We start from the raw sequence: 15,322 nt of genomic DNA, 5'->3' as shown, positions 1-15,322 counted from the left end.
GGCGTTCAGGTCGCCAGTGGCTTCGGCGGCGAGCAGGCCGTGATGGTGCACGGTCACCGCGTCCGGATAGTGTCCGGCGCCCTCCAGATAGCGGAAGACGGTGAGCACGAGCTGCCGGGCGTTGTCCGGCCAGCCGTGCCCGGCCGCGTGCACCACGCTGGCAACGAGGTTGGTCCGTTCCCGCTCCAGCCAGCTCCGGGCGGCGGCCGGGTCGGCCAGCTCCGGGCCGGCCGGCGCCGGACCGGGAATCGCCGGCCGGCGGTGCCGTTCGGCGGGGTAGAGCTGGTCCATGGCCGCCGCCGCGGTGTGCAGGTAATGGTCGAACAGGACGGTCAACGCCCGTTGCCGCTCCGGCGGTGGCTCCCGCCGCTCGGCCAGGTCGACCGCGTAGGCCCGCAACAGGTCGTGCATGCGGTAGCGATGGTCGGGGCCGCGCTGAATCAGATGCGCACGCGCCAGGACCTCCAGCAACCGCCGTGCGTCGGACACCCCGGTGCCGATGGTCGCGGCGGCGGCGTACGGTTCGAGATCGGCCCCGGGGTGCAGGCCCAGCAGCCGGAAGGCGCGGGCGGCGGCCGCGGGCAGATGCAGGTACGACCAGGAGAACACGGCCCGTACGCCGGTGCGTGGATCCCCGGCGGCGTCCAGCAGGTCGAGCCGGTGATGCTGGTCGGCCAGTTCGCGTACCAGCTCGACCAGTTGCGCGGCGGGCCGGGTCACCGCCATCTCCGCCGCCACCCGCAGCGCCAGTGGCAGCCGGGCACAGTGCGTGGCCAGGACGACGGCGGCGGCGTGTTCGACGATGACCCGCTCGCCGATCAGCCGCCGGATCAGCGCCACCGCCTCGTCCAGCGGCAGCGGATCCAGCTCGATACGGCGCGCGCCGTGCCGGGCGACGAGGCCGGCCAGGGAGTCACGGCTGGTCACCAGCACGAAGCAGGACGCCGATCCGGGCAGTAGCGGGCGGATCTGTTCCGCCGATGCCGCGTTGTCCAGAACCACCAGCATCCGTCGTCCGTCGATCAGGCTGCGGAAGTAGGCTGCCCGTTCGTCGACTTCCAGCGGCAGCTCCGGACCGGCGACGCCGAGCGCGCGCAGCAGGCCGGCCAAGGCATGACCAGGGGAGACCGGCTGCTCCGCGTCGTAGCCCTGCAGGTCGACGTAGAGCTGGCCATCCGGAAAGCGGTACCTGACCCGGTGCGCCCAGCGGATCGCCAGGGCGGTCTTGCCCACCCCGGCGGTGCCCGAGATCGCCGAGATCGATACGCCGGGATGACTGCCGGGCAGCCCTGCGACCGGACCATATCCGTCGCCGAGCAGTTGGTCGAGCTGGTCCAGCTCGCTCGTGCGACCGGTGAAGTCCGGGATGTCGGCCGGCAGTTGCGCCGGCGCGGGATAGGGCACCTGGTCGGCGGGGTTCCGATGGGGAACCGACGACCCGTCGTGCGACGCATCGTCGGGAGCGTCGCGTGACGCCCCGTCAGGACGCGACGACCCGTCGCGGGGCAGAACGTCGCGCGCCGCCTCGCGGGGCGGTGCCAGATCGTCGTCGTGCAACAAGGCGGTGTGTGCGGCGGTCAGCTCCGGTCCGGGATCGACGCCCAGCTCCTCGGCGAGCCGCCGGCGGGTGTCGTGATACGTCTGGAAGGCGCGGGCCCGCTGCCCGGCCGCGTGACAGGCGCGGATCAGCCGAGCCTGGGCGGCTTCGTCGAGCGGCTGTGCCACAGCCGCCTCCGCCAGCGCGGGAATGGCGTCGGCGGCCCGCCCAACGGTGATCATGATCTCGCCGTAGCGGGCGAGTGCGGCCTGCCGTTCCCCCATCAGGGAGACGATCTTCGGATGGTCGGCGAGCAACGGCACGTCGGCCAGCGGGGGACCATGCCACAGCGCGAACGCCGATTCGAGTTCGTCTGCCGCGCGGTCGAGATCGCCGCACCGGTGCAGCCCGGCGGCGGCGGCGAGCTGGTGGCGGAAACGTACCGCGTCGACGGCGGCGGCGGGCAGGTTCAGCGCGTATCCGTCGCCGACCTGCCGGAGTACGGCGCTCGGAGCACGCGGGCGGCGGTCCGGTTCGAGCCGGCGGCGCAGATGTTTGATGTGGGTCTGGATGACGTTGCGGGCGCTCGGCGGGGGTATGCGGTCGGCCCACACCGCTGCGGAGATGTCCGCCGCGCGCACCGGTTGTCCACATGCGATCGCCAGGAGGCCCAGGATGGCCCGTTGAGTCGTTGGTCCGAGATCCAGCTGTTCGCCGTCGTGCCAGGCAGAGACCTGGCCGAGGACCTGGATTCGCAAAGTCGTCACCCTCGCCAGTCGTGCCGACGCCGCCGCTCGGAACGGGTTGGCCGTATATGGCGGTCAGCTCACCTCAAGCTAAGTCAATGCCGCCAGGCCCGCAATGCTCGTGCCCGAATGATCGACGTAAATTTTAACATCTTCGATCAGTTGGTCGAATCGGACGAAAGGACCATCTACTGTCGATCTATTCTGGGTCCTGCGTTTGTCGATTTATCGCCGTAGCGGACCAACGACTTGATTCGCCGTCAGGGCGAGCGTTTCGGGTAGATCCGGGCGCTCACGTGGCCTTCGGCCGGAGTGAGCGCCCGGACCGGGTGACAGCCGGTCACTCCTCGCCGAAGTCCTCGTCCCCGCCGTCGCCCCCGAAGTCGTCGAGGATTTCGCCAGCGACCATGCCGCCGGCAAAGCCGAGCGCGGCGCCACCAGCCGCACCGGCGATCATCCCGCCCATGCCGGGGCGGCCGTGGTGTCCGCTGTGGTGTCCGCCGTATCCGCCGTATCCGCCCAGCAGGGTCTGCCGCTGGGAGAGCGCCTCACGTAGCCAGGAATCGACCTGAGCGGTCCAGTCGACCCGATCGGCATCGGCGTGGCTGATCCGGTAACGGCCGTACGAGTCGTGGCCGGGGGTGAACAGGCCACCGCGCTTGTCGAACTCGAGAACGATGTCGACGCCGTACTCGCTGGCCACGAAGGTCAGCTCGACCTCACGGATGCCGTTGGCGTACTGCGGCGCGCTGTAGTACTCGATCTCCTGGTAGAACGGCAGGGTCTGGGGCACTGCGTGCAGTCGGCCGTACTCCAGGTCGGCGCCCTTGAAGGTGAAGCCCAGCCGGGCGAACGCTTCGAGGATCCGTTCCTGTAACGGCAACGGGTAGACGTGCACCGGGTCGAGGTCGCCCCGGTCGACGGCGCCGGGAATGGCGACCTCGGTTCGCAGGCCCATGGTCATGCCGTGCAGACGCTGGCCGTACAGGTCGGTCACCGGGGTCTCCCACGGCACCGCGAACTGGAACGGTAGTGACAACTGCTGCCCTTCGCGCAGGTGGATGCCGCCGGTGACACCCACCCGATGGAATTCCGCCATCGCGTTGTGGTCCTCACCGCCGGCCTCGACCTCGACCCGGGTCACCAGGCTGACCGTGACCTGGTCCAGTTGCACGTCGTGATTGCCCCCGACGATGTTCACCTGGCCGGCGAGAACAAGACCGGGGCGGGTGTTGGGATTGGGCAGCACCGTGTCGACGCTCGGCGCGCCGATTCCCAGAGCGCCCAGCATCTTCTTGAAGACCACGTGGTTTCTCCTCGATCGTGATGTGCTGACGGACATCCGCGGCGAGCGGGTGGCCAGGGCGGAGAACGGCCGATCCGGTAGCCGGACATATGGAAAAATTTGCCTCGTGCCGGAATCCCTGCTGGTGGGCACCTGGCCGGTGCCGTGGGCGATCGTCGCGTTCGTCGTCGCCGGGATCCTCACCGTAGCCGGCAGCCTCCGGCTGGTCGCCTTCGGGGACGCGCTGGCCGACCGTACCGGCTGGGGCGAGGCGCTGTTCGGCGCGGTCTTCTTCGGCTTGGTGACCTCGCTGTCCGGCGTCGTGATGACCGCGGTCACCGCGGCGGGCGCGGCACCCCAACTGGCCTACAGCAACGCGGTCGGCGGTATCGCCGCGCAGACCACCGCCGTGGCCGTTGCCGATCTGTTCTACCGCCGGGTCAACCTGGAACACGCGTCCGCGTCGCTGTCCAACCTGCTGTTCGGCTGCCTGCTGATGGCCCTGCTCGCGCTGGCGTTGCTCGCCACCTACACCCCCGCTGGCACGTTGTTCGGGCTGCACCCGGTGTCCGCGATCATGGTCGGCTGCTACCTCGGCGGTGTCATGATCGCCCACTCCTGCGACGTTACGCCGTACTGGCAAGCCGTCGACACCAACGAGACCCGCCGGGATCTGCCGGCCAGCCACGGCTCGCTCGACGCCAGGCCGCTACCTGGCCTGTGGCTGTGGTTCGCAGCGGTCGGGCTCGTTGTCGCAGCCGGCGGCTGGGCGACCGCGCTCGCCGCGCAGAGCCTGGTGGAAGCCACCGGACTCCGCGCCGGATTCGTCGGTGGCGTGCTCATGGGGTTGGTCAACGCGTTGCCCGAGACGATCACCGCGGTCGCCGCCGTCCGCCGCGGCGCGGTGACCCTCGCCATCGCGGCCATCCTCGGTGGTAACTGCCTCGACGCGCTCAACCTGGTGGTCGGTGACGCCTTCTACCGGCAAGGGTCGGTCTTCCACGCCGCCGGCAACGACGAACTGTTCGTCACCACCGCGGCGCTGCTGATGACCACCGTACTGCTCGGGGGTCTGCTGGCTCGGCAGGTCGGTGGCTGGGGCCGGCTCGGGTTCGAGGGAACCCTGCTGCTCGGCGGCTACCTGGCCGTGGTCGCGGTGCTGGTGACCTGAGCGCCGGACCGTCGGTCAACCGGCCGTGTCGTCGAGATCGATGATCGCGGTCACGACGGCACCCGGACCCGGTTGCGCCCGCTCGATGGTCAGGTCGAGACAGAGCTGACGGCAGATCCAGACGCCTCGACCGCCGGCCCGGGCCTGGTCCGGCGGTGTCGTGCCGATGCCGGAGTCGGCGATGCCCGGGCCACCGTCACTGACCTGGCAGTACAGGACGGCTCCGTGGCGCCACAGCCGCAGCCGGCCAACGCCGCCGCCGTGCCGGATGGCGTTGGTGGCGAGCTCTCCGGCGACGATGAGCAGGTGCTCGGTCTGCTCCTGTGAGATGGCCAACCCAGGTGCGTGCGCGCTCAGCGTGGCCCGCAGCCCGTAGAGCCCGTCCTGATCGAACGGCTGATCGAGGGCGTCTGCCGGCGCCGCGAGGTTCGGCCGGCCGCCGGTGCCCACGGCCGGATCACGGCTGGTCATGACATCTTTGTACCCGTAGTGCCGCGACACCGTCCGCGCCGACCAACGACAACACGGTGCCGACGAGGCGTCGGCAGGTCACCGTCATCCGACGGGACTTGGGTAGCGACCGTGCAGCGGCCACGATGATGGCGGCGCAGGCCCCGTCGATGTAGTCCAGGGCGGCCAGGTTGACCCGGACGTGCCGGTCGATGCGCAGCGACTCGGCCAACGCGAGTTCAAGCACGTCGGCGTGCCGGAAGTCGAGTTCACCCGCGATCCGCACGCCACCTGGACTGTACTGCCGGCAGATCCGCAGCAACGGATGTTCCAGGTAGACCTGGGCGGCGACGGTCTTCGGGTGGGCGCGGGCGGCGAAGGCGAGGGTCACCGCGTCGAACCTCTCCCGGTCGTACTGGCAGATCAGACAGAGCTGCCCATGCGCGAACAGATCGGTCACCCGCGTCTCGAATTCCAGCAGCTGCTCCGCCGAGGTGAGCGGGCGGGTCGCCCAGCACATGTCGGCGGTGATCCGCAGCCCGGGGTAGCCCTCCCGGCCGGCTTGCCGTACCTCCCCGGTCAGCGTCTCCACCATGCTGGCGGCGTCGTGGGCCCCGCCGAGTAGTGAATCGGCGGCCGTGGATATCCGTAACTGCCCTCGCCGTAGCGCCGACCCGGGCCGTACCGCACGGTCGTGCAGCTCCCCGGTGAGCTCGTCCGGGCTCACCGAGTCGGTCCAGCAGACGACCTTGTGCCCGGCCCGTAGCCCGCCGCGGACGAACGCGGCGACCAGGTCCAACCGCTCCTCCTGATCGGAGAAGGTCAGACAGGCGTGGTCACCGGCGCCGATGGCGCCAACTGCAGCCGGGTCCGCCATTCGTCGGTCCACCTGTTCATGATCGCGGGAAGGGTCACCGGCCACCCTATGCGTCGACCCCACCCGGCGCCGACGGCGCGGGTCGGTTGGTTGCCCGTTGCCGTCAGTGCCGGCCCGTCAGTGCTGGCCCGTCACGCCGGTCCGAACGCCTGGTCGCAGGCGTCACGCAGGGCGACCTGGGCAGCCGAGATGGCCAGGTTGCCGTCGATGGGGTTCTGGTCGGCGGCCCGCCGTACCGCGTCTTCGAGCTCCTTGCCACGAGCGGCGATCTCGGCCTCGGTGGACTGCTGCGCCTGCCGCCCGATGTCCCGGTTGATCTGGTCGTCAAGGTCGGCGGCACCGAGCTCGCGCAGGTCCTGGCAGGCCTGCCAGCCGGCGGTGTCAGCCGGCGGTGTCGGCGTCGGGTGGCTGGTCGGGGTCGTGACCGGGGTCGCCTGTGACTGCTCGTCGCGGGTCAGCGCGCCGACCGCGACGACCAGCGCTATCACGACGATGGGAACGAGAACCCAGGGCCAGATCGGCCGGCGGCGGGCCCGGTTGCGCGGCGGACGGGACGGTGGAAATCCAGAGTGGTCGTACGGGTCAGCGTGCTGGTAACTCACGGTTGCGCCTCTCAGGGTCCGACTGGGGTGAGGGGGCAGCGGCCGGGGCATAGCGGACGTCGGTGCACGTGCCGCCAAATATTCATACATGTGGCGTTCGCATAGCGCACGTCGCACCATACTAGGCTGTTTGCAGAGCTTGGCAACCCATGCATCGGCCCAGAAAGCCCAGATGGAGGGGGTGGGCGTAAGCGGCCGGAAACCAGTTGCTGTCAGACTGGAACGGTGTATGACGTCGACGTGCTCGTGATCGGATCCGGCCCAAGCGGACAAAAGGCGGCGATCGCCGCAGCGAAGCTCGACCGACGGGTGATGGTCGTCGAGCGCGCGCACATGCTCGGTGGTGTGTGTATCAACACCGGCACGATCCCGTCCAAGACATTGCGAGAGGCGGTGCTCTATCTCACCGGCCTCAGTCAGCGGGAGGTCTACGGCCGTAGTTACCGGGTCAAAGACGACATCACGGTCAGTGATCTGGCGGCACGGACGCAGCACGTCATCGGCCGGGAAATCGACGTGACCCGTAATCAGCTGACCCGCAACCGGGTGCGCATCATGACCGGTACGGCCCGGTTCGACGATCCGCACACCGTTGTGGTCACCGATCCGACCGGCCACGGCAACAAGGTCACCGCGGGCAAGATCGTGATCGCGGCGGGCACCCGGCCCGCCCGGCCGGACAGCGTCGACTTCGACGAGCAGACCATCATCGACTCGGACGGGATCATCAACCTCGAACGCGTCCCGCAGTCGATGCTCGTCGTCGGTGCCGGCGTGATCGGCATCGAGTACGCCTCGATGTTCGCGGCCCTGGGCACCGAGGTCACCGTCGTCGAACGCCGTGACCGGATGCTGGAGTTCTGTGATCTGGAAATCGTCGAGGCGCTCAAGTATCACCTGCGCGATCTGGCGGTCACCTTCCGCTTCGGGGAGGAGGTCGCGTCGGTGCAACGTCATCCACGTGGTGCGGTAGCGGTTCTGGAAAGTGGCAAACGCATCGCCGCCGACACCGTCATGTACTCGGCCGGCCGGCAGGGCGTGGCCGCCGACCTCGACCTGGACCGGGCCGGCCTGCAGGCCGACTCCCGCGGCCGGATCCAGGTCACCGCGAATTTCCAGACCACTGTGGAGCACATCTACGCGGTCGGGGACATCATCGGCTTCCCTGCCCTTGCCTCGACGTCGATGGAGCAGGGCCGGCTCGCCGCCCACCACGCCTGCGGCGAACCGGCCCGCGGCATGCCGCAGCTGCAGCCGATCGGCATCTACACGATCCCCGAGATCAGTTTCATCGGCAGCACCGAGGACCAGCTGACCGACGGCCGGGTGCCGTTCGAGGTCGGCGTCGCGCGGTACCGCGAACTCGCCCGGGGCCAGATCGTCGGCGACTCGTACGGGATGCTCAAGCTGCTCGTCGCCCCGGACACCCGCCATCTGCTGGGGGTGCACATCTTCGGCACCGGCGCCACCGAGCTCGTCCACATCGGACAGGCGGTGATGGGGTGTCAGGGGACCGTCGACTATTTCGTCGACGCGGTGTTCAACTACCCGACGCTCGCCGAGGCGTACAAGGTGGCCGCGCTGGACGCGATGAACAAGATGCGGCATCTGGCCCAGCTGAACGACTGACCTTCCGCACGGTCGCGCCCGGCCGGTCAGGACGGCCGGCCCGGCCCGTCCGGCCGGTCAGGACGACCGATCAGGACGGCGCTCGACCGCGACCGCGGCCAGCACCACGCAGCCGGCCATCGGGACCACCAACGGGAGCAGCTGCCAGGTCACCAGGACCAGACCGGCGAGCGCCAGAGCGAGCAGCGCGGTTCCCCCGGGATCGGTGCGTACCGCCCGGATCGCCGCCGCTCGCAGCAGCACGGGCCAGGCCGATCCCGGGGCCCAGCCGGCGGCGGCGCGCAACAGCACGGCGCCGCCGCCGACGGCGGCCACCGCGCAGCCCACCGCCACCACCATGGCACCCGGCAGCTGGCCGGTGCGTACCACGGCGGCGTCGAAGGCCAGCAGCAGCGCACCGGCGACGGTCGCGATCGACCACGGCCAACTGCCGGGAAGCGCGGCCCACAACCGGGCCAGGTAGGCGCCGATCCGGGTGCTGCCCGTACCGTCGGCGTAGGCCCGCAGGTGTGCGCAGCCGGCGGCGAGCGCGGCCAGCAGGGTGACCACCGGCAGGGCGCTGACCAGCACCAGCACGCCGACCAGCAGGGTCTCGCCGAACATCGCGAACCGGGCGCCACCGGGCACGGTTGCCGCCGGGGACCGGCCGCGTCGCGCGGTCACCCCTTCAGCCCCGAGGTGGACACTCCTTCGACCAGGAAGCGCTGGAAGAACAGGAAGAACCCGATGACCGGAAGCAGCGCGAGCATCGACATCGCCATCAACGCACCGTAGTCCGACAGCGTCGTCTGGTCGATGTAGAGCTGCAAAGCCAGCGGCAGCGGGTACTTGTCCGGCGTACTGAGGTAGATCAACGGGGCAAGGAAATCGTTCCAGGTCCAGATGAAGGTGAAGATCGCTGTGGTGATCATGGCGGGACGCGACAGCGGCAGGACGATGTGCCAGAAGGTGCGCCAGTGTCCGGCCCCGTCGATGCGCGCGGACTCGTCCAGCTCGTGCGGGATGTTGCGCATGAACTGCACCATCAGGAAGACGAAGAACGCCTCGGCGGCGAGAAACTTGCCGAGCAGCAGGGGCGCGTACGTGTCCACCAGCCCGAGACGCTGGAAGACCGCGTACTGCGGCACGATCAGCACGTGGAACGGCAGCAGCAAGGTGGAGATCATCAGGACGAACATGGCCGTACGGCCGCGGAACCGTAGCCGGGCGAAGGCATACCCGGCCAGCGCCGACGAGGCGACCGTACCGACGACCGCGAGCACCGCGAGCACCGCCGAGTTCCAGAAGAACCGCAGCACGCTGATGCCGGCCAGGCCTTCGGCCGCACGCTGGTAGTTGTCTACCGTCGGTTCCCGGGGAAACAGGTCGAGGCTGCCGACGATCGACTGCGACGGCTTGAACGACGCGGAGACCACCCACACCACCGGGTAGAGGATCACCACCAGCAACGTCAGCGCGCCGAGATGCCACCACAGGCTGCCCCAGCGGCGGCGGCGTTCGGCCTGGGCACGGGCTGGGTCGCGCGGGCCCCGGCCGCCGGTGCCGTCCGGCCGCCGGCCGTCGGCCACGGTGACATCGGCCTCAGCGTTCATCTGCTGTCTCCCGAATAGTGGACCCAGCCGCGAGCGGTGCGGAACAGGAACGCGGTGACCAGGCCGACGCCGAGCAGTAGCAGCCAGGCCATCGCCGAGGCGTAGCCCATCCGGAAGTCGGTGAAGCCGCGGTCGTACAGATAGACCGTGTAGAACAGGGTCGATCCGGCTGGGCTGCCGTTGCGGCCACCGATCACGTACGCCGACGTGAAGATCTGGAACGAGTTGATGGTTTCCAGCAGCAGATTGAAAAACAGCACCGGGGAGATCATCGGCACGGTCACCGCCCAGAACCGTCGCCACCGGCCGGCGCCGTCCACCTCGGCCGCCTCGTACAGCTCGCGCGGCACCTGTTTGAGTCCGGCCAGGAAGATCACCATCGGGGCGCCGAACTGCCAGGTGGCCAGCAGCACCAGCATCAGCAGCGAGTAGTCGGGGTTGCCGACCCAGCCGCCGGTGCCGATGCCGACCGTGCGCAGTAGCCGGTCGACGACGGCTTCGTCGCTGAACAGCGCCTTCCAGACGATGGCGACACTCACGCTCGCGCCGATCAGCGACGGTCCGTAGAACGCCGCCCGGTAGATGCCCTGACCGCGTCGCTGGCCGTTGAGCAGCATCGCCACCGCGAGCGCCGCGGCCAGCTTGAACGGTACGGCCAGTAGAACGTAACCGGCGGTGACCTGAACCGACTGCAGCCAGCGGTCGTCGTCGAACAGCCGCCGGTAGTTTTCCAGACCGACCCACTCGGGAGCGGTGAACAGGTTGTAGTCGGTGAACGACAGGTAGAGCGAGGCGGCCATCGGGCCGATCGTCAGCAGCAGCATGCCGACGATCCACGGGGACAGGAACAGGTAACCGGCCGGCCCGTCGCCGGTCCGGCGGTGCCGTGGCGCCGCCGGCCGGTCCGGGTCCTGCTCCACCGGTGTGCGCTCGGTCATGGCGGCGGTGGTGGACGTGGTCATCAGTCCGGGAATCTCCTCACGAGGTCAGGACTGGAGAATCTCCTCGGCCTCGGTGAAGAACTGGTCGACGGCCTCCGGCACACTGATCTGCCCGTAGTGCAGCTGCTCGCTGATCCGGATGAACGCCGCCTCGATGCTGCCGGCACCACGTGGTGGGGCCGGTGGGGCCTTGGTGAGCTGGTCAGCGATGGTCTCCTCGTACTCGGCCACGGTGGCCAGCGGACCATCGAGCTCGGCCGCCGCCCGCTGGGCGTTGGTGGCCGGCAGCCCGCGGTTGCCGCCGAAGATCCGGCCGACCTCCGGATCGTTGATCATGAAGGAGATCAGCTCGGCGGCGGCTGCCGGATGATCGGTTCCGGCGGCGGCGCTCAACAACATCGCGGGTTTGAGGTACTGACCGGACTCCTGCGGGTCGTCGCTGGGCACCGGACCCAGGTGGATCTCGGTGTCGGTCTCACCGGCATAGCGGGTCAGGAAATTGTCCCAGCCCAGCTCGGAGGCGGCGAGGTCGTCCACCCACAGCGAGGCCGGTTTGATCTGGATGGCGGTCTCCACCGGCAGCACCACGTCCTGGGCGATGAGCTGCTGGCCCTCCGCCCAGAACCGGGTCAGGCGTTGCTCGTCGAATCCGAGCTGGCCGTCCTCGGTGAACAGCGCGCCGCCCTCCTGACGCAGCTGTACCTCCAGGTTGTAGATGATCCCGGTGTAGTTACCGCCGCCGTAGGTGCCGGTGACGTCCTTGATGGTGGCCATCGCGTCGCGGTATTCGTCCCAGGTCCAGCCGGTCTGTGGGATCGTGACGGCGGCCTGCTCGAACAGGGCCGGGTTGTAGAACATGCTCCAGGTGTTACCGCCGATCGGCACCGCGTACAGCGCGCCGTCGACCTCGCCGACCCCGTCGAAGCCGTCGAGCAGGTCGTCGAGGACCAGCGCCCCACCGGTCTGCTCACCGAGGTCGTAGAGCACCCCGCGGTCGGCGTATTCCCGCAGGTAGGAAAAGTCCATCTGCAACACGTCCGGCATGTTGCCGCCGGCCGTCTCGGTGGTCAGTTTCTGCCAGTACGCCTCGTACTCCTGGAAGCTGGGGGTGACCGTGATGTCCGGGTTCTGTTCCTCGAACAGATCGATCGCCTGCTGCATGAGGTCCGCCCGATCGGCGTTGCCCCACCAGGAGTAGCGCAGAGTTATCGGCCCCGACTCCGCGTCGTCCCCGCACGCCGTGACACCGGTGGCGACCAGGGCGAGGGTGGCGGCCACGGCAAGTGAAGCCCTGAATCGTTTCATTATCGCCATACAGACCTCCGGATCCGGGGTGACGAGCAGGTGCGTACTCGTGCGTCGTGGGTCACAGGAAAGCGCTTGTCAACGTAGGTTAGGAGGCTGTTATAAGGACGTCAATGGCTACTCTTGAACGTTACAACTGGCCGGGCGAGTCCATGTCCGGCCTGGACCGCCAGAAGCCCGTCGCCCCCGCCCCGGGCGTCAGGACGGCCCCGGTGGTCGTACCATCGCGACATGGCAGAGATGGTCACGCTACGCCTGAGCCCGGAGACCCTGGCCCGGGCACGCGCCGCTGCCGAACGGGAAGGGATGCCGCTGTCCGACTGGATGGACCGGGCCGCGCGGCGCGAGGCCCGGCGTGACGCGGCGCGGGCCCATGAGGAGTGGCTGGCGGCCAACCCGGACGTACGCGACGAGCTCGACGCCTTCGACCGGCTGGCCGACACCTTGGAGTCCGGCTGGTCCGACCTGCCTGACGCGGCGTGAACCGCGGCGAGATCTGGACCGTCGGGGAGCGCTCCGACCTGCGCTACCGCGTGGTGGTGCTGTCCGGAGACGCGCACAACGAGCGTCCCCGGGCCGCGCCGTACTGCGCGCCGATCGTCCGTCAGCGTGGCGCGACCAGCCTGCCGCCGTTCGTCGTGCCGCTGGCCGAGACCGATCCGCTGTCCGGTGTGGTGGTGGTCAACCGGATGCGCCGCATCTCCGGCAGCGCCGGCGCGGAGCGGGTCGGTATGGTCACCGGCGCCAGCATGGCTCGCCTGGAGGAAGCCATGCGCGATCTGTTCGACCTGTGATACCACTGTCGGAGTGGGTATCGTGTCGCCCGGCTTCCAGGGTCGTCCGCGTTCCCCGGCCGCCGTCACCCTGCCGCCGGGGCAGTACCTGACCGAGGATTTCCCGGTGCTGTCCGCCGGCCCGACCCCGCGAATCGACCTCACCGGGTGGGAATTCGTGATCAGTGCCGAGAACGGTCGGCAACAGCGGTGGAGCTGGTCGGAGTTCCTCGATCTGCCGGCTGAGGACGTCACGGTCGACATCCACTGCGTCACCAAGTGGTCCAAGCTCGGCACCCACTGGCGTGGCGTCTCACTGGACACCCTGCTCGCCGACGTCGACACCACCGCCGACTACGCCCTCGCCCACTCCTACGGCGGCTACACCACCAACCTCCCACTGGCCGACCTGCTCGACGGCCAGGCCTGGATCGCCCACCGGTACGACGGTGCCGACCTCGCCCCCGAACACGGTGGACCGGCCCGGTTGCTCGTGCCGCACCTGTACTTCTGGAAGTCGGCCAAGTGGGTGCACGGCATCCGGTTGCTGCCCGACGACGAGCCGGGTTTCTGGGAGACCGCCGGCTACCACGACTACGGTGACCCGTGGCGCGAGCAGCGGTACCAGGGCGACTGAGCTGGCGGGTGGCCCGGCTGACGGCGATCCGCGAGGAGACCCCGACCGCCCGTACGCTGGTCCTCGACACCCCGCACTGGCCCGGCCACCTGCCCGGTCAGCACGTCGACGTGCGGCTCACCGCGCCCGACGGGTACCAGGCCCAACGCAGCTACTCGATCGCCAGCGCCGTCGACGGCGACCGGGTCGAGCTCACCGTGCAGCGGGTGCCCGACGGCGAGGTTTCCGGCTACCTGGCCGGCCCGTACGCCCTCGGCGACCCGGTCGAGATCCGCGGCCCGGTCGGCGGCTGGTTCGTCTGGCGTGCGGAGTCGACCGATCCGGTGCTGCTGGTCGCCGGTGGCTCCGGCATCGTGCCGCTGATGGCGATGATCCGGGCCCGGCGGGCCGCCGGCCGCCGGGTGCCGTTCCGGCTGATCTACTCGGTGCGTACGCCGGCCGACGTCTACTACGCCGACGAGTTGCGCCACCGGGCCCGCGACGACGCCGGCCTCGACGTCAGTTACGTCTACACCCGACAGGCGCCCGAGGGCTGGCCCGGCCGGGTCGGCCGGATCGGCGTCGCCCGGGTCAACACCGACGGCTGGCCGGCGATGCTCGAACCGGCCTGCTACGTGTGCGGGCCGACCGGCTTCGTGGAGACGGTCGCCGACATCCTGATCGCCCTCGGGCACGACCCCCGCCGGGTCCGTACCGAACGATTCGGACCCACCGGAGGTTGACATGCCCGACGAACATCACCTGGACGGCAACGCGCTGGCCGGGCCGCTGGCCGAGATCTTCGCGGTGGACGTCACCGCCGCGATCGGCCGCTGCGCCAGTTGCGGGCGGGCCGGGCCGCTCGCCGCACTGCTGGTCTACTGCGACGCGCCCGGCCTGGTCGCCCGCTGCCCGCACTGCGCCGGGGTGCTGCTGCGGCTGGTACGGGGCCCGGCCGACGTCTGGCTCGACCTGCACGGCGCGCTGAGTCTACGAATCGCCGTGCCGGCGAGCTGAGCCCGCGGGGCCGCCGTGCCAGCCGACCGACCGTTGGTCACGAACGGGTGAGGCGGACCGCGACGTCGTCCTCGGGCACCCGGTACGTGCGCGTACGCCTCGGTCTGCAGCATCCCCGGAACAAGCGGTGGCTGAAAGGACCCAACCCGTCCGGTCAACACAGCCGTGCCGCTGGTCGGCGTCGTGGTCGGGTTCGGTCTGCGTCTGGGACGCCCCGCCCGTCACGCCGGCTCGGCCCTTGCGGCGGCGGGACCGATCGGCTTGACCATCTGCTGGGCGGTGACCGCGAACCCGGTCGACTCGTACAGCCGGCGGGCCACCGTGTTGTCCGCGAAGACGTTCAGCCCGAGCCGGGTCACCCCCTGCGCCGTCAGCACCGGTTCGACGGCGGCCAGGACGGCCCGTCCGTAGCCGTTGCCGCGGTGGGCCGGGTCGACCTCGATGTTGTAGATCCAGGCCGGCCGTTGCGGCTCGGCCGGATCCGGGAGCCCGACCCAGATCCAGCCGATCGGTGGCGCGTCGTCGGCACCGGCCGGCCGCGCCACGAGGAACAGCATCCGCCCGGTGGCCAGCCCGTCGGGCAGTAACTCGGCATGCTGACGGCGGGACTCGGCCAGCGCCGTGGCGGAGGTGGTCCGCCCGGACCGCAGCAGATTGCCGGCATAGGTCGCGACCAGCGCGGGAATGCGTATGTCGTACTCGGGCTGGGTCATCGGGTGCAGCGTCACCGCGCGCGATCCGGACGTCGTCACCGCAACATCCTGGCGTATCTGGTCGCGCC

General features: G+C 69.7%; 16 protein-coding genes and 1 pseudogene. 7 read left to right on the top strand and 10 right to left on the bottom strand.

Annotated elements, in window-relative coordinates; genetic code table 11:
* Positions 1–345: 345 nt before the first annotated feature.
* Positions 346–2,295 (bottom strand): annotated as a pseudogene (locus tag ACN27F_RS02260) (BTAD domain-containing putative transcriptional regulator); the annotation flags it as partial.
* 328 nt (positions 2,296–2,623) lie between these two features.
* Positions 2,624–3,589 (bottom strand): sporulation protein, encoded by a 966-nt coding sequence (locus ACN27F_RS02255; RefSeq protein ID WP_421430883.1) that lies wholly within the window; start codon positions 3,587–3,589, stop codon positions 2,624–2,626.
* 106 nt (positions 3,590–3,695) lie between these two features.
* Here ACN27F_RS02255 and ACN27F_RS02250 point away from each other — a divergent pair, with 106 nt between their 5' ends.
* Entirely contained in the window at positions 3,696–4,739 is a 1,044-nt protein-coding gene (locus ACN27F_RS02250) for a sodium:calcium antiporter (RefSeq protein WP_421430882.1), read from the top strand.
* Between the two features lie 15 nt (positions 4,740–4,754).
* Here ACN27F_RS02250 and ACN27F_RS02245 read toward each other — a convergent pair whose 3' ends face one another.
* The 3 genes from ACN27F_RS02245 to ACN27F_RS02235 all read right to left on the bottom strand — a co-directional run bounded on the left by ACN27F_RS02245 (position 4,755) and on the right by ACN27F_RS02235 (position 6,668).
* Complete coding sequence (locus ACN27F_RS02245; protein ID WP_421430881.1) at positions 4,755–5,210, bottom strand: ATP-binding protein; 456 nt, start codon at positions 5,208–5,210, stop codon at positions 4,755–4,757.
* Positions 5,197–6,078, bottom strand: coding sequence for an MEDS domain-containing protein (locus ACN27F_RS02240; protein WP_421430880.1), 882 nt, complete (start codon positions 6,076–6,078; stop codon positions 5,197–5,199). Before ACN27F_RS02240 ends, ACN27F_RS02245 begins: the two co-directional genes overlap by 14 nt.
* 119 nt (positions 6,079–6,197) lie before the next feature.
* On the bottom strand, positions 6,198–6,668 hold the full coding sequence (locus tag ACN27F_RS02235) for a hypothetical protein (protein WP_421430879.1): 471 nt from the start codon (positions 6,666–6,668) through the stop codon (positions 6,198–6,200).
* Positions 6,669–6,893: 225 nt separating this feature from the next.
* On the opposite strand from ACN27F_RS02235, the gene sthA reads away from it, so the two are divergent.
* Positions 6,894–8,297 (top strand): Si-specific NAD(P)(+) transhydrogenase, encoded by a 1,404-nt coding sequence (sthA, locus tag ACN27F_RS02230; RefSeq protein ID WP_421430878.1) that lies wholly within the window; start codon positions 6,894–6,896, stop codon positions 8,295–8,297.
* A 57-nt stretch (positions 8,298–8,354) separates the two neighbouring features.
* Here sthA and ACN27F_RS02225 read toward each other — a convergent pair whose 3' ends face one another.
* The 4 genes from ACN27F_RS02225 to ACN27F_RS02210 are packed head-to-tail and all read right to left on the bottom strand — an operon-like array spanning position 8,355 to position 12,135.
* Positions 8,355–8,960, bottom strand: a complete 606-nt coding sequence (locus tag ACN27F_RS02225) for a hypothetical protein (RefSeq protein ID WP_421430877.1) — start codon at positions 8,958–8,960, stop codon at positions 8,355–8,357.
* The gene (locus tag ACN27F_RS02220) at positions 8,957–9,889 is read right to left on the bottom strand and encodes a carbohydrate ABC transporter permease (RefSeq protein WP_421430876.1); all 933 of its coding nucleotides are present in this window, start codon (positions 9,887–9,889) and stop codon (positions 8,957–8,959) included. Before ACN27F_RS02220 ends, ACN27F_RS02225 begins: the two co-directional genes overlap by 4 nt.
* Entirely contained in the window at positions 9,886–10,851 is a 966-nt protein-coding gene (locus ACN27F_RS02215) for a carbohydrate ABC transporter permease (protein WP_421430875.1), read from the bottom strand. The genes ACN27F_RS02220 and ACN27F_RS02215 overlap by 4 nt, the downstream gene beginning before the upstream one ends.
* A 24-nt stretch (positions 10,852–10,875) precedes the next feature.
* Positions 10,876–12,135, bottom strand: a complete 1,260-nt coding sequence (locus ACN27F_RS02210; protein ID WP_421430874.1) for an ABC transporter substrate-binding protein — start codon at positions 12,133–12,135, stop codon at positions 10,876–10,878.
* Between the two features lie 231 nt (positions 12,136–12,366).
* On the opposite strand from ACN27F_RS02210, the gene ACN27F_RS02205 reads away from it, so the two are divergent.
* Genes ACN27F_RS02205 through ACN27F_RS02185 form a run of 5 tightly spaced genes read left to right on the top strand, consistent with a single transcriptional unit; the run spans position 12,367 to position 14,541 of the window.
* A complete protein-coding gene (locus tag ACN27F_RS02205; RefSeq protein ID WP_421430873.1) occupies positions 12,367–12,618 on the top strand; it encodes a hypothetical protein in 252 nt (83 codons plus the stop codon).
* Positions 12,615–12,929, top strand: coding sequence for a type II toxin-antitoxin system PemK/MazF family toxin (locus tag ACN27F_RS02200; RefSeq protein ID WP_421430872.1), 315 nt, complete (start codon positions 12,615–12,617; stop codon positions 12,927–12,929). Before ACN27F_RS02205 ends, ACN27F_RS02200 begins: the two co-directional genes overlap by 4 nt.
* A gap of 13 nt (positions 12,930–12,942) precedes the next feature.
* Positions 12,943–13,545 carry a sulfite oxidase-like oxidoreductase gene (locus ACN27F_RS02195; protein WP_421430871.1) on the top strand — a complete coding sequence of 201 codons (603 nt, stop codon included), beginning with the start codon at positions 12,943–12,945 and terminating at the stop codon, positions 13,543–13,545.
* Positions 13,515–14,267, top strand: coding sequence for a ferredoxin reductase (locus ACN27F_RS02190; RefSeq protein WP_421430870.1), 753 nt, complete (start codon positions 13,515–13,517; stop codon positions 14,265–14,267). The genes ACN27F_RS02195 and ACN27F_RS02190 overlap by 31 nt, the downstream gene beginning before the upstream one ends.
* 1 nt (position 14,268) lies before the next feature.
* Positions 14,269–14,541 carry a DUF6510 family protein gene (locus ACN27F_RS02185; protein WP_421430869.1) on the top strand — a complete coding sequence of 91 codons (273 nt, stop codon included), beginning with the start codon at positions 14,269–14,271 and terminating at the stop codon, positions 14,539–14,541.
* A 221-nt stretch (positions 14,542–14,762) separates the two neighbouring features.
* On the opposite strand, the gene ACN27F_RS02180 is transcribed toward ACN27F_RS02185, so the two are convergent.
* Positions 14,763–15,293 (bottom strand): GNAT family N-acetyltransferase, encoded by a 531-nt coding sequence (locus ACN27F_RS02180; RefSeq protein WP_421430868.1) that lies wholly within the window; start codon positions 15,291–15,293, stop codon positions 14,763–14,765.
* Positions 15,294–15,322: the final 29 nt, after the last annotated feature.

It is taken from the genome of Solwaraspora sp. WMMB335 (genome assembly GCF_049179075.1).
Classification (GTDB): Bacteria; Actinomycetota; Actinomycetes; order Mycobacteriales; family Micromonosporaceae; genus Micromonospora_E.
The sequence above is the reverse complement of the archived record's forward strand: the minus strand, read 5'-3'. Positions and strand labels throughout refer to the sequence as shown.